Annotated in this window: 13 protein-coding genes; 6 read left to right on the top strand and 7 right to left on the bottom strand. The window is 73.5% G+C overall.

The genetic code is table 11. The features are described from left to right. Positions 1-37 precede the first annotated feature (37 nt). Positions 38-1,195: a cystathionine gamma-synthase gene (locus ACIPRD_RS03380; RefSeq protein ID WP_356410477.1), complete on the top strand. Its 1,158-nt coding sequence runs from the start codon at positions 38-40 to the stop codon at positions 1,193-1,195. 6 nt (positions 1,196-1,201) lie between these two features. Here ACIPRD_RS03380 and ACIPRD_RS03375 read toward each other — a convergent pair whose 3' ends face one another. The 3 genes from ACIPRD_RS03375 to ACIPRD_RS03365 form a co-directional block, all read right to left on the bottom strand. Then, a complete protein-coding gene (locus ACIPRD_RS03375; protein WP_356410475.1) occupies positions 1,202-1,450 on the bottom strand; it encodes a hypothetical protein in 249 nt (82 codons plus the stop codon). 52 nt (positions 1,451-1,502) lie between these two features. Further along, a complete protein-coding gene (locus ACIPRD_RS03370) occupies positions 1,503-2,003 on the bottom strand; it encodes a sigma factor-like helix-turn-helix DNA-binding protein (RefSeq protein WP_356410472.1) in 501 nt (166 codons plus the stop codon). Between the two features lie 143 nt (positions 2,004-2,146). Next, complete coding sequence (locus ACIPRD_RS03365) at positions 2,147-2,653, bottom strand: MarR family winged helix-turn-helix transcriptional regulator (RefSeq protein ID WP_401560037.1); 507 nt, start codon at positions 2,651-2,653, stop codon at positions 2,147-2,149. Between the two features lie 162 nt (positions 2,654-2,815). Here ACIPRD_RS03365 and ilvA point away from each other — a divergent pair, with 162 nt between their 5' ends. Continuing rightward, the gene (gene ilvA / locus ACIPRD_RS03360; protein ID WP_356410469.1) at positions 2,816-4,045 is read left to right on the top strand and encodes a threonine ammonia-lyase; all 1,230 of its coding nucleotides are present in this window, start codon (positions 2,816-2,818) and stop codon (positions 4,043-4,045) included. A gap of 91 nt (positions 4,046-4,136) precedes the next feature. On the opposite strand, the gene greA is transcribed toward ilvA, so the two are convergent. Together greA and ACIPRD_RS03350 are read right to left on the bottom strand one after the other, a co-directional pair. Beyond that, positions 4,137-4,637, bottom strand: coding sequence for a transcription elongation factor GreA (greA, locus tag ACIPRD_RS03355; RefSeq protein WP_356410466.1), 501 nt, complete (start codon positions 4,635-4,637; stop codon positions 4,137-4,139). 169 nt (positions 4,638-4,806) lie between these two features. Continuing rightward, positions 4,807-5,205 carry a DUF4307 domain-containing protein gene (locus tag ACIPRD_RS03350; RefSeq protein WP_356410463.1) on the bottom strand — a complete coding sequence of 133 codons (399 nt, stop codon included), beginning with the start codon at positions 5,203-5,205 and terminating at the stop codon, positions 4,807-4,809. Positions 5,206-5,307: 102 nt separating this feature from the next. Between ACIPRD_RS03350 and mca the strand changes: the two genes are divergently transcribed. Both mca and ACIPRD_RS03340 read left to right on the top strand, forming a co-directional pair. Continuing rightward, complete coding sequence (gene mca, locus ACIPRD_RS03345) at positions 5,308-6,189, top strand: mycothiol conjugate amidase Mca (RefSeq protein WP_356410460.1); 882 nt, start codon at positions 5,308-5,310, stop codon at positions 6,187-6,189. Continuing rightward, a complete protein-coding gene (locus tag ACIPRD_RS03340; RefSeq protein ID WP_356410456.1) occupies positions 6,182-6,421 on the top strand; it encodes a hypothetical protein in 240 nt (79 codons plus the stop codon). Before mca ends, ACIPRD_RS03340 begins: the two co-directional genes overlap by 8 nt. A gap of 8 nt (positions 6,422-6,429) precedes the next feature. Here the strand turns inward: ACIPRD_RS03340 and ACIPRD_RS03335 are convergent, their stop codons facing one another. Next, positions 6,430-9,633: a tetratricopeptide repeat protein gene (locus tag ACIPRD_RS03335; RefSeq protein ID WP_401559490.1), complete on the bottom strand. Its 3,204-nt coding sequence runs from the start codon at positions 9,631-9,633 to the stop codon at positions 6,430-6,432. Positions 9,634-9,809: 176 nt separating this feature from the next. Beyond that, positions 9,810-10,196: a hypothetical protein gene (locus ACIPRD_RS03330; RefSeq protein ID WP_401559488.1), complete on the bottom strand. Its 387-nt coding sequence runs from the start codon at positions 10,194-10,196 to the stop codon at positions 9,810-9,812. A 504-nt stretch (positions 10,197-10,700) separates the two neighbouring features. On the opposite strand from ACIPRD_RS03330, the gene ACIPRD_RS03325 reads away from it, so the two are divergent. Continuing rightward, positions 10,701-11,291 carry an ArsR/SmtB family transcription factor gene (locus ACIPRD_RS03325; protein ID WP_401559485.1) on the top strand — a complete coding sequence of 197 codons (591 nt, stop codon included), beginning with the start codon at positions 10,701-10,703 and terminating at the stop codon, positions 11,289-11,291. Next, positions 11,269-13,305, top strand: a complete 2,037-nt coding sequence (locus ACIPRD_RS03320) for a thioredoxin domain-containing protein (RefSeq protein ID WP_401559482.1) — start codon at positions 11,269-11,271, stop codon at positions 13,303-13,305. Before ACIPRD_RS03325 ends, ACIPRD_RS03320 begins: the two co-directional genes overlap by 23 nt. The last annotated feature ends 57 nt before the right edge of the window (positions 13,306-13,362 follow it).

Below are 13,362 nucleotides of genomic sequence, written 5' to 3'. Positions count from 1 at the left end.
CGGCAGCACGCCCGCGCGCGCATTACGCTCGGTGCACATGAGCGACAGCCACATCAGCCAGCACTTCGAGACCCTCGCGATCCACGCGGGCAACACCGCGGACCCCCTCACCGGAGCGGTCGTCCCGCCCATCTACCAGGTCTCGACCTACAAGCAGGACGGCGTCGGCGGCCTGCGCGGCGGCTACGAGTACAGCCGCAGCGCCAACCCGACCAGGACGGCCCTGGAGGAGAACCTCGCCGCCCTGGACGGCGGACGCCGTGCCTTCGCGTTCGCCTCCGGTCTCGCCGCCGAGGACACCCTGCTGCGCACGCTGCTCAGCCCGGGCGACCACGTGGTGATCCCGAACGACGCCTACGGCGGCACCTTCCGCCTCTTCGCGAAGGTCGCCCAGCGCTGGGGCATCGACTGGTCCGTGGCCGACACCAGCGACCCCGCCTCCGTGCGCGCCGCGATGACGCCGAAGACCAAGGCCGTCTGGGTGGAGACCCCCTCCAACCCGCTCCTCGGCATCACCGACATCGCCGCCGTCGCCCAGGTCGCGCACGACGCGGGCGCGCGCCTCGTCGTCGACAACACCTTCGCCACGCCCTACCTCCAGCAGCCGCTGTCGCTCGGCGCGGACGTCGTCGTGTACTCCCTGACGAAGTACATGGGCGGCCACTCCGACGTGGTCGGCGGTGCGCTGGTCGTCTCCGACCAGGAGCTGGCCGAGGAGATCGGCTACCACCAGAACGCGATGGGCGCCGTCGCCGGCCCCTTCGACTCCTGGCTGGTGCTGCGCGGCACGAAGACCCTCGCGGTGCGCATGGACCGCCACAGCGAGAACGCCACCAAGGTCGCCGACATGCTGACCCGGCACCCCCGTGTCACCAGCGTGCTCTACCCGGGTCTGCCCGAGCACCCGAACCACGAGGTGGCCGCCAAGCAGATGAAGGCCTTCGGCGGCATGGTCTCCTTCCGCGTCGAGGGCGGCGAGGAGGCGGCCGTCGAGGTCTGCAACCGCGCCAAGGTCTTCACCCTCGGCGAGTCCCTCGGCGGTGTGGAGTCGCTCATCGAGCACCCGGGCCGCATGACCCACGCCTCCGCCGCGGGTTCCGCCCTGGAGGTCCCGGCCGACCTGGTGCGCCTGTCCGTGGGCATCGAGAACGTCGACGACCTGCTGGCCGACCTGGAGCAGGCCCTCGGCAAGTAGGTCCGCTCACCAGTCCGTGAAGGGCGGGGTCGTCCGCGAGGGCGGCTCCGCCCACGGCTGTGTCCTGGCCGCCCAGACGGCGAAGGCCACCACCGCGGCGCACAGCAGCAGCCACAGCAGCCGCCGGGCCAGCCGTCTGCGCCGCAGCGCCCGCGCCCCGCGGCGGACGACCTCGCCGTACAGCTCCGGCGGCACGGGCACCGCGGAGCCCTCCAGGAGCCGCCGCACCGCCGCCTCCCGTTCGGCCCGGTTCACCGCGATCCCCCCTCGCGTCCGGCGCGCCTGCGCCGAACGCCGTGCCCGCGCCTCATGACCGCGCCGTCCTGGCGCCCGCCGCGTGCGGGGCGGAGCGCGCCGGGTGCAGCACGATGCCCGTCGCCCGGTCGCAGAGGGTGTGGACCCGCTCGGCGGGCAGCCCGAGCAGGGCCGCGGTCTGCCGCTCGGCCACCCCCTCGTACAGCCGCAGCACCAGGATCAGCCGCTCCTGCGGGGTGAGGGCGGCGAGCGGGCTGCGCGGGTGGGGGCGCCCGCGCCGGAAGGCGCCGTGGTGGTGCCAGGTGCCCCGGGCGAAGCGGGTGGCGAGGTACTGGCGGGCGCAGTCGTACGGGTCCTCGCCGCGCAGCCGGTCCCAGCGGGCGTAGGTGTGGGCGAGCGCCAGGGTCAGCAGGCGGCGGGCGCGCGGGTTGGCGTCCGGGGGTTCCGCGGTGAGCAGGGTGGCCGCGTGCAGCAGCCGCCCGCCCGCGCCCGCGACGAACGCGTCGAACTCCCGGGCCCTGCGGGCATCGCGCGGAGTGTGACGGTCACGCACCGTGCCTCCCCCCTGAGGAGGTCCTGTCCGGTACCGGACGGAACCGGCCACGTACGACGCAGGACCCGGTCTCATATGAGGTCAGCGGCGGCCCGTGGTCAAGAGTCCGGACGGCACCGGTGCGCCGCCGTCGGCACCGGGCTTCAGGAGGCGGCCGGCGGCTGCGCCGACGGCACCGGCGGGACCGCCACGCGGTCGGACAGCGCGGTGTTGAAGCGGGTCAGCAGCGAGCAGAACTGCGCACGCTCCTCCGGGCCCCACTCCTCGGTCAGCTCGGCCATCAACTGCCGCCGGGACGCCCGTACTTCCTCCAGCCGGGAGGCTCCGCGCGGGGACAGCTGGAGGACGACGGCCCGCCCGTCCTCCGGGTGCGAGGTGCGCTTGACCAGCCCCGTGTCGACCAGCGGGGCCACCTGCCGGGTCACCGTGGAGGAGTCGATCCCCATGCTCGACGCCAGCGCCTTGACGCCCATCGGGCCTTCCTTGTCCAGGCGGTTGAGCAGCAGGTACGCGGCGCGGTCCATGGAGTTGCGCACCTGTCCGACGCCGCCGAGCCGGGTCTGTTCGGCGCGGCGCGCGAACACGGCCACCTCGTGCTGGAGGGCGTCGAGAAGACCGGGGTCACCGACGGTCGTCATGTCCATCGACATTTCAGGTGTTGTGGGCATGGCCGGAGGCTCGCTTCATGAAGGGGGTGCTGGGTTGGGGGACAGGGTACGCGGCCCGGCGGCGGCCCGTACCGGCGCTGCGCAAACCGGTTGCGGAGCCCGCCGCTCCCGTCGTACGCGACGATGAGCTGCGAGACTTGGGACATGAGCTACGCCACGGCTGACCCTGTACGTTCCGTGATCCTGGACGATGTGCGCGGGGCGCAGAAGATGCTCTCGGGTGTGGCACGCGTGACCGCGATGGAGAGCAGCCGGCACCTGTCCGAGCTGGCCGGCACGCCGGTGCACCTGAAGTGCGAGAACCTCCAGCGCACGGGCTCGTTCAAGCTGCGCGGCGCCTATGTGCGCATCGCCGGGCTGCTGCCCGAGGAGCGTGCCGCCGGGGTGGTGGCCGCGAGCGCCGGGAACCACGCGCAGGGCGTGGCGCTGGCCTCCTCCCTGCTGGGCGTGCACGCCACCGTCTTCATGCCGCACGGCGCCCCGCTCCCGAAGATCAGCGCGACCGAGGAGTACGGCGCCGAGGTGCGTCTGCACGGTCAGGTCGTCGACGAGACCATGGCCGCCGCCCAGGAGTACGCGGCCGCCACCGGCGCGGTGTTCCTCCACCCCTTCGACCACCCCGACGTCATCGCCGGCCAGGGCACGATCGGCCTGGAGATCCTGGAGCAGTGCCCGGAGGTGGGCACGATCCTCGTCGGGGTCGGGGGCGGCGGTCTCGCGGCCGGCATCGCGGTCGCCGTGAAGGCGCTGCGGCCGGACGTCCGGATCGTCGGGGTGCAGGCGGAGGGGGCCGCGGCCTTCCCTCCCTCGCTCGCCGCCGGGCGTCCGGTGTCGGTGCGCAACCCGGCGACCATGGCCGACGGCATCAAGGTGGGCCGCCCCGGGGACGTGACCTTCGAGATCGTCCGGGATCTGGTCGACGAGGTGCGCACGGTCGGCGAGGACCAGCTGTCGGCGGCGCTGCTGCTCTGCCTGGAGCGGGCCAAGCTGGTCGTGGAACCGGCCGGGGCGAGTCCGGTGGCCGCTCTGCTCGCCGGCCCCGGCGCCTTCCCCGGCCCGGTCGTGGCCGTGCTGTCCGGCGGCAACGTCGATCCGGTGCTGATGCAGCGCGTCCTGCGGCACGGCATGGCCGCGCAGGGCCGCTACCTCGCGGTACGGCTACGGCTCACCGATCGCCCCGGTGCCCTCGCCACGGTCCTCGGGGTGCTGTCCGCGGCCGACGCCAACGTGCTCGATGTGAGCCACATCCGCACCGATCCCCGGCTCGGGCTCACGGAGGTCGAGGTGGAGCTGCACCTGGAGACGAAGGGGCCGGCGCACTGCGCCGAGGTCGGCGGCGCGCTGCGCGGCGCGGGCTTCACGGTCCTGGACTGAAGCGCCCGGCCCGCGCGGGAGCGTCCGGGTACGGCGGAGCCCCGGCGTCCTGGGGACGGCCGGGGCTCTGTCGATGTGCGGGGAGCCGGGATCAGCCCGAGTACGGCTCGGCCTTCAGGATCCGCACCGAGGCCTTGCGGCCGTTCGGCAGCTCGTACTGCGCGTCCTCGCCGACCTTGTGACCCATCACACCGGAGCCCAGCGGGGACTGCGGGGAGTACGTCTCGATGTCGGCGCTCGCGTATTCGCGGGAGGCGAGCAGGAACGTCACCGTGTCGTCCTCGTCGCCGTCGAAGGCGATCGTGACGACCATGCCGGGCGCGACCGTGCCGTCGGCGGAGGCCGGAGCCTCGCCGACCTGGGCGTTCTCCAGCAGCTGGGTCAGCTGGCGCACGCGCAGCTCCTGCTTGCCCTGCTCCTCCTTGGCGGCGTGGTACCCGCCGTTCTCGCGCAGGTCGCCCTCCTCGCGCGCCGCGGCGATCTTGCCGGCGATCTCGGTGCGCGCAGGACCAGTAAGGTACGCAAGCTCGTCCTTGAGCTTGTTGTACGCCTCCTGGGTCAGCCAGGTGACGTTCTCGCTGGTCTGGGTCACAGGGTGCTCCTCGTCGGTACTGGGAATACAAAAGCTCGCCCTACCCAGAAGCATGTTCCTTCTTGGATGGGCGAAACCACGAGCCTAACAATTCAACGGCGAAAGGGGGAGGACATAAGCCATCAGAATTGCATCAACGCAGGTCAGCGCGTACGCACCGCGAGTGGTGCTAGCCGGCGTGGCAGCCCAGCAGCTCGGCCGTCGTCCCCTTGGCCGTCGTACGGAGCGTGACGACCTTGTCGATGCGCGTGGCCGCGCCGGTGAAGCGGAAGTCCGCCCGGCCCACCTCCGCGCCGTCGGCCGACTGCGAACGCAGGGTGCAGTAACCGGACTTGCCGGAGTCCTTGTGGACCTCCAGATGCACCTGGACCCTGTCGTGTCCGGCCTGGAAGGCGATCACCTGCGCGCTGATCTCGTTGCGCGCGACGTAGTGGTAGGCGAAGAAGCCGAGCAGCGCGAGCACCGCCGCGCCCAGCACGGCACCGATGACCTTGAGCCGGTGATCGGCGCGCTCGTCGGAGACACGGCCGTAGCGGCCCTCGGGCAGCCGCGCGCTCGCCGTACCCATGATCGTCCTCTCCGCGGAATTATTCGCCTTCCGATTCGGTCACTATAGAAGCTGCGACACGCACCCCAGGACGCGGGGCGCCGACCTACCGAGGATTGAGTCTTGACTGACCAGCTGCGACTGATGGCCGTTCACGCGCATCCCGACGACGAGTCGAGCAAGGGCGCCGCCACGATGGCGAAGTACGTGTCCGAAGGGGTGGACGTGCTGGTGGTGACCTGCACGGGCGGAGAGCGCGGCTCCATCCTCAACCCCAAGCTGCAGGGCGACACGTACATCGAGGAGAACATCCACGAGGTGCGCCGGAAGGAGATGGACGAGGCCCGGGAGATCCTCGGCGTCGGGCAGGAGTGGCTCGGCTTCGTCGACTCCGGACTGCCGGAGGGCGACCCGCTGCCGCCGCTGCCCGAGGGCTGCTTCGCCCTGGAGGACGTCGACAAGGCCGCCGGCGAACTCGTCCGCAAGATCCGCGCCTTCCGCCCGCAGGTGATCACCACCTACGACGAGAACGGCGGCTACCCGCACCCCGACCACATCATGACCCACAAGATCTCGATGGTGGCGTTCGAGGGCGCGGCGGACGCCGAGAAGTACCCCGAGAGCGAGTTCGGCCCGGTCTGGCGGCCGAGCAAGCTCTACTACAACCAGGGCTTCAACCGCCCCCGCACCGAGGCCCTGCACCAGGCGATGCTCGACCGCGGCCTGGAGTCGCCGTACGGCGAGTGGCTCAAGCGCTGGAAGGAGTTCGAGCGCGTCGAGCGCACCCTGACCACGCATGTTCCCTGCGCGGACTTCTTCGAGACCCGCGACCGGGCGCTGATCGCCCACGCCACGCAGATCGACCCCGACGGCGGCTGGTTCAAGGTCCCCATGGAGCTGCAGAAGGAGGTCTGGCCCACGGAGGAGTACGAGCTCGCGAAGTCCCTCGTGGACACCTCCCTCCCCGAGTCCGACCTCTTCGCGGGCATCCGGGACAATGCCTGACATGAGCGCAAGCGTGAGCCTGGCAGTGACGCATCTCGTCCCCCTCGCCAAGGAGATCGACGAGAACAAGGTCACCCCCGGTGTCCTCGGCTTCATCGTGTTCGCGGTGATGGCCGTGGCCGTGTGGGGCCTGATGAAGTCGATGAGCAAGCACATGCGGAAGGTCGACTTCCAGGAGGCCCCGGAGACCGGGACCGAGAAGAAGACCGGCTCCGCGGCGCAGCGGGGCTGATCCGCGGGTCAACCCCGCGCCGGAACCGTCACTCCCATCACCTCACGGGCGTGACGGTCCGGCGTCATGCGCAGACGCCAGGCCTGCCAGCCCGCGTCCGGGTCCACCCCGCGCTCCAGCAGCAGCGCGTACGCGGGCAGCCACTCGGCCAGCTTCTCGTCCCGCAGCGGATGCCCGGCCCGGGCCAGCCGGTCCAGCTCCTCCCGGGCCACCGCCGTGCCCACCTCCACCCCGCCCGGCGCCCCGTACGGCAGCAGGGTGCAGCGCAGGAAGCGCGCCCAGTCCTCGCCGCGCCGGTCCCCGTAGGACGTGAACAGCACCAGCGCCTGGTCGCACAGCTCCAGCGCCTGCCGGACGCGCGCGTTGCCCGCGTCCACCACCGCCAGCTCCAGACACGTCCACGCCTCGCCGTGGGGGACCCCGATGCGGTGGAAGTCGCCGCGGGCGTCCATGAGCAGCTGGCGCGCGAACCCCGAATTGCGCAGCGAGCCGGTCTGCGCCGCCCGCTGGTCACGGGTCACCCGCGCCGAGTGGTGCCGGGCGCAGGCCAGCCCGTACACGTCCCGCATCCGGGAGAACATCGTGCGCGAACGCTCCAGATCGCGGACCGCGCGGTCCAGATCGCCCGTCTCCTCCAGCGCCTGACCGAGGTAGTACAGCGTCCACGCCTCCCCGCGGGCGTCCTCGTTCTCCCGGTGCCGGACGGCGGCCCGGCGCAGCTCCTCGACCGCCGGTGACGCGTCCCCGGCGACCAGCCGCGCCCGGGCCAGCTGGGTCAGCGCCCACGCCTGCCCGCGCGCGTCGTGCGTACGGCCGTACAGCTCCAGTGCGATGCGCAGGGCCTCCTCAGCGCCCGGCACATCGCCCCGGCGCAGGGTCAGCTGGCCGAGCTGGTAGTGCGCCCAGGCCTCGCCGTGCAGGGAGCCGCCCTCCCGGTGCAGGGCCAGCGAGCGGTTCAGCAGGTCCTGGGACTCCGACAGCCGGGCACGGTCCCGCTCGACCGCCGCCAGCGCGTGCATCGTCCAGGCGCGGTCCGTCGCCAGCCCCGCCGCCTCCTGGAGGTCCAGCGCCTCCTGGAGCCTGACCGCGGCCTCGGCGAGCTGGCCCTGATGGTGCAGGGTGATCCCGAGGGAGCACAAGGCACGCGCCGCGCCCGCGTCGTGGTGCGCCTCCCGGTACAGGTCCACCACCGAGGCCAGCGTGGTGCGCGCCTTGTCCAGCTCGCCCAGCTGCCGGGCCGCGATACCGGTGCGCCACTGCACCGAACGGGTCAGCAGCCCCTCGTCCGCCGACTGCGCCAGCTCGCCGATCTCGCCGAGCCGGTACAGGTCCCCGCGCAGCAGGCAGTAGTCGCACAGCGCGCCCAGCAGGTTCAGCACCGCCGCCCGGTCCACGCCGTCCGCGTGCCGCAGCGCCGCCGTGATGAAACTGGACTCGTCGTCCAGCCAGCGCAGCGCCTCGTCCATCGAGGTGAAGCCGTGCGGTCCGAACCGGTCCGAACGCGTCGACATGTTGCCGTCGACCAGCCGCAGCACCGACTCGGCCAGCTCCGCGTAGTCCACGATCAGCCGCTCCTGCGCCGCCGCCCGCTCGGCCGGATCCTCCTCGTCCGCCAGCCGGGCCTGCGCGAAGGCGCGCACCAGGTCGTGCAGCCGGTAGCGGCTGCCGCGCACCTGGTCGAGCAGACCGGCCCGCGCGAGCGCGAGCAGATGCCCCTCGGCCTCCCGCTCGTCCGCGCCCAGCAGCGCGGCGGCCGCGGCCGCGCCCAGCGACGCCCGCCCCGCCAGCGCGAGCCGCCGCAGCAGCCGCCGCCCGGCCTCCGGCTGATCGGTGTAGCGCAGCCGCAACGCACGCTCCACCGGGTCCGCCGCGTCGCACGCACCCAGGTCCGCGGCGAGCTGCCGCGGCGAACGCGGGCCCAGCGCGGAACCCGCGACACGCAGCGCGAGCGGCAGCCCCCCGCACCACTCCCGGATCCGTTCCGAGGCCTCGGCGTCATACGGGCCCGACGGATCCTGCGCCGCCGCGCCCAGCAACTCCTCGGCGCCCGCCGCGTCCAGTGCCTCCACCGGCAGCCGGTGCACCCAGGCCGGCAGGTCCGCGGGCAGCTCCAGCGGGTTCCGCGCCGTGATCAGCACCAGGCTGTCGGACCGCTCGGGCACCAGGGCGCGCACCTGCTCCGGATCGGACGCGTCGTCCAGCACGATCGTCACCGGCAGCCCGGCCAGATGCCGGTGATACAGCTCGCCGAGCCGCTTGACCTGCTGGTCGGGGGAGGAACGCTCACGGAACAGCAGCTGCTCGCGGGGCGCGCCGAGCCGGTTGAGCAGATGCAGCAGGGCGTCCCGCGTGGCCAGCGGCGGCTCCTCCTGGCTGCCGCCGCGCAGGTCCACGACGACCGCGCCGCGGAAGTGGTCGCGCAGATCGAGCGCCGCGCGCACCGCCAGCGTCGTACGGCCCGAGCCCGGCTCGCCGTGCAGGACCACCACCGTCGGCCGGGTCTCGCCGGTGGCCCGGGACGCCCGCGCCCACTGCCTGATCCGCGCCAGCTCCTCCCGCCGCCCCGCGAACGGACCCTCCGCCGAGCGGAGTTGGGTGTAGGACTGCTCCAGCACCGTGCGCCGGCGGGCCGCCGCGCTCTTGTCGGCGCCGCGCAGCGCCGGACCCTTCTGCTTCCGCGGGGCGGCGGACGCGCTGAGCACCCGCTGCCGGTCGAGGAACGGCTGGATGCCGCGTACCTCCAGGGCGGTCAGCCACTGCAGCCGCAGCTGCTCCGCGCCGCCGGGCTGCCCGGCCGCGCCCGCGCGGTGGTGCGCGGCGGGGAGATGGACCCCGGCCACCTTGGCCACGGTGGCCGCCGCGCCCACCACCCCCACGGCGACGCCCGCGCCGACGGCCGTACCGGTACCGGTGCCGAGCGACAGGTCCGCGACCGTGGCGGCCACCGCGGCGACACCCGCCACCAGTAACGCCGTCCCGGCCCCCTCGCGCGCGTACCGCTGGCCGAAGGTGAGCCGGCCCGCCTCGCCCGCGTCCAGCGCCCGCGTGTAGGCCGCGTACTCCTCGTCCGCCGACCGGGCCATCGCGTCGAGCTCCCGGCGTGCCCGCGACAGCAGCACCCGCGCGTCGGTCCTCCCGCCCGAGCGGCGCGCCTCCTCCTCCACGGCCCGCTCCAGCCTCCGCTCGGCCTCCGCGCGATGCCCGTCCCGCATGTCCCGTCCCCCTCCGGCGGCAACTCCCTTGCCCATGAGTGTGCTTCGGGGGAGACCGGTGCGCGAGGGGGCCTCGATCACGGACCGCTGCGGCGTCCCCTCCGGCGCCGCAGCGGCCGTGCCTCGGCGGCGCCTTCGCGGTGCCTCGGCCGTGCCTCCGCCGTGCCTGCGCGGTGTCACCGCCGCAGGTCGCGCCGCCCGGGCTCCCCTCCTCCGGACAGGGCCAGCACCAGGCAGGCTCCCGCCAGCGCCCCCTCGGCCACCGCGCAGGCGAGGGCCTCGGCAAGAGGGGCGCCCGCCCGGGACGTCGTTATGTCGAACCAGGCGTCCAGGACGGCGACGGCCGCCGTCGCGGAGGCGGTGAGACGGAAGCGGGGGTCGGACCGGAGGCCGAGCAGGGCGGTGGCCGCGCAGCCCGCCGCCATGAGGATGTCGAGGCCGATCCACGCGAGGGACCAGTGCCGTACCTCCGTGCTCGCGGGGAGGGTCACGGCGAGCACCGCGGTCCAGGGCACGAGCAGCAGGGCCCCCGCCCCGAGCAGCAGAAGCGTCCACCCGGTCACGCCCTTCGGCGCACCGCTCCTCGTGACGTCCTTCGGATTACCGCGTCCGGTCACGCCCTTCCGCGTACCGCTTGCCGTCGCACCCTTCGGTGTACCGCTCCCCGGCATGTCCCTCGACGCCTCGCTCCCCGTCACGCCCCTCCGTGCACTGTCCCCTGGCGCATCTCTCGGCGCACCGCCTCCCGTTGCCGCGCCCGCAGCCGATCCCGCAGCCCCTCTCCCAGCCGTGCCCGCAGCCGATCCCGCAGCCCCTCTCGCAGCCGCGCCGGCCCCCGCACCCCCCTCCCTCTCGCCGACGGCCCTCTCTCCCTCGGGTCCCGCCCTCATCGCCATCGCCAGCCCCCTGTCGGCAGTGCCCGGTGCCCGGATCCGCGCGCTTCCGCCGCCGCGGCACCCCGGCCTCGTCCCGTTCCGGCTTCCACCGTAGACCGCAGAGAAAGTTCTGCAAAGAAAATTCGGCAGACATGGGGGACGTCTCAGGGTTCTCAGGGTTACCGTGGCGCCATGACCGACGGCACGCCCGAGATGACCAGCCTGGAGCGCACCGCTCTCTACAAGTCCCTCGGCAACCCGCTGCGCCGCCGGATCCTCGACCATCTGGGCCGCCACGGCGAGGCCAACTCCACCGGCCTCGCCCGCGAACTCGGCGAGAGCACCGGCACCACCAGCTACCACCTGCGCAAACTCGCCGAGCAGCGACTCATCGAGGAGATCCCCGAGAAGTCCGGCGGGCGGGAACGCTGGTGGCGGCTCCTGCCGTTCCGGCACACCACCCCCGACCCGGCCACCATGTCCGACGAGGAGTACGCGGCCGCGGCCCGGCTCGCCCATCTCAAGATCGAGTTCGACACCGCCCTGTTCCGCCGCGCCCACGAGGAGTACCGCGGACCGGAGGGCTGGGCCCAGGTCCAGCGGCACGGGACCTGGCTGACCAGGGAGGAACTGCTGGAGTTCATGGGCGAGTACCACGCCCTGCTGGAGCGCTACGGGCACACCCGCGAACAGGCGCCGGACGGGGCGCGCCCGGTGTCGATGCGTTTCTACGCCGTGGCGGAGCCCGTGGGAGAGTGGAGTGGTGAACCGACTGGCCCATGAGACGTCCCCGTATCTGCTCCAGCACGCCGACAACCCCGTCGACTGGTGGCCCTGGTCGGCCGAGGCGTTCGAGGAGGCGCGGAGGTCGAACAGGCCCGTCCTGCTGAGTGTCGGCTACTCCAGCTGCCACTGGTGCCATGTGATGGCCGACGAGTCCTTCCAGGACCGGGCCACCGCCGACTACCTCAACGCGAACTTCGTCAGCGTCAAGGTCGACCGCGAAGAGCGTCCCGACATCGACGCCGTCTACATGGAGGCCGTCCAGGCGGCGACCGGGCAGGGCGGCTGGCCCATGACCGTGTTCCTCACCCCGGACGCCGAACCCTTCTACTTCGGCACCTACTTCCCGCCCGAGCCCCGGCACGGCATGCCCTCCTTCCGGCAGGTGCTGGAAGGCGTGCGGCAGGCCTGGGACGACCGGCGCGACGAGGTCGGCGAGGTCGCCGGGAAGATCGTGCGGGACCTGGCCGAGCGGGACCTCTCCCACCAGGGCGAGCGGCCGCCCGGCGAGGAGGAACTGGCCCGGGCGCTGCTCGGGCTGACCCGCGAGTACGACCCGCAGCGCGGCGGATTCGGCGGTGCCCCGAAGTTCCCGCCGTCCATGGTGCTGGAGTTCCTGCTGCGCCACCACGCCCGCACCGGCTCCGAGGGCGCTCTGCAGATGGCCCAGGACACCTGCGAGCGGATGGCCCGCGGCGGCATCTACGACCAGCTCGGCGGCGGCTTCGCCCGCTACTCCGTCGACCGTGACTGGGTCGTCCCGCACTTCGAGAAGATGCTGTACGACAACGCCCTGCTCTGCCGGGTGTACGCGCACCTGTGGCGGACCACCGGTTCGGACCTCGCCCGCCGGATCGCGCTGGAGACCGCCGACTTCCTGGTCCGCGAACTGCGCACCGCCGAGGGCGGCTTCGCCTCCGCGCTGGACGCCGACAGCGACGACGGCAGCGGCCGGCACGTCGAGGGCGCGTACTACGTGTGGAGCCCGGAGGAGCTGCGCGAGGTGCTGGGGGAGGAGGACGCCGCACTCGCCGCCCAGTACTTCGGGGTGACCCGCGAGGGCACCTTCGAGGAGGGGCGGTCCGTCCTCCAGCTCCCGCAGAGCGAGGGCGTGTTCGACGCGGAGCGGATCGCGTCCGTCAGGGAACGGCTGCTGGCGGCCCGGGCGCTGCGCCCCGGCCCCGGCCGGGACGACAAGGTCGTCGCCGCCTGGAACGGCCTCGCGGTCGCCGCGCTCGCCGAGACCGGCGCCTACTTCGGCCGGCCCGACCTGACCGAGGCCGCCGTCGCCGCCGCCGACCTCCTCGTCCGCGTCCATCTCGACGAGCACGGCCACCTCACCCGGACCAGCAAGGACGGCAGGGCCGGCACCAGCGCCGGTGTCCTGGAGGACTACGCCGACGTCGCCGAGGGCTTCCTGGCCCTGGCCGCCGTGACGGGGGAGGGGGTCTGGCTGGACTTCGCCGGGCTGCTCCTCGACCAGGTGGTCACCCGCTTCACCGACCCCGGCAGCGGCGCCCTGTACGACACGGCGTCCGACGCGGAGAAGCTCATCCGCCGGCCGCAGGACCCCACCGACAACGCCACGCCCTCCGGCTGGACGGCGGCCGCGGGCGCCCTGCTCGGCCATGCCGCGCACACCGGCTCCGAAGCCCACCGGACCGCCGCCGAGCGGGCGTTGGGCGTGGTCGCCGTGCTCGGACCGCGCGTGCCCCGGTTCATCGGGTGGGGCCTGGCCGTCGCCGAGGCGCTGCTCGACGGCCCCCGGGAGGTCGCCGTGGTCGGGCCCTCGCTGCGGGAGGCGCGGACCGCCGCACTGCACCGCACGGCGCTGCTCGGCACGGCCCCGGGCGCGGTCGTCGCCGCCGGGATCCCGGACGGCGACGAGTTCCCGCTGCTCGCCGGGCGCCCCCTGGTGGACGGCGAGCCCGCCGCGTACGTCTGCCGCCACTTCACCTGCGACGCCCCCACGACGGACCCGGAGCGCCTGCGCACGGAGCTCAGGGGCGGCTGAGCGGCTGGGAGCCCGCGGGCGCGGGAGCCCGCCACCCCGCCACCCCGGGATCCCGCA

The sequence above is a fragment of the Streptomyces sp. NPDC090108 genome (assembly GCF_044747185.1).
Classification (GTDB): Bacteria; Actinomycetota; Actinomycetes; order Streptomycetales; family Streptomycetaceae; genus Streptomyces.
The sequence above is the reverse complement of the archived record's forward strand: the minus strand, read 5'-3'. Positions and strand labels throughout refer to the sequence as shown.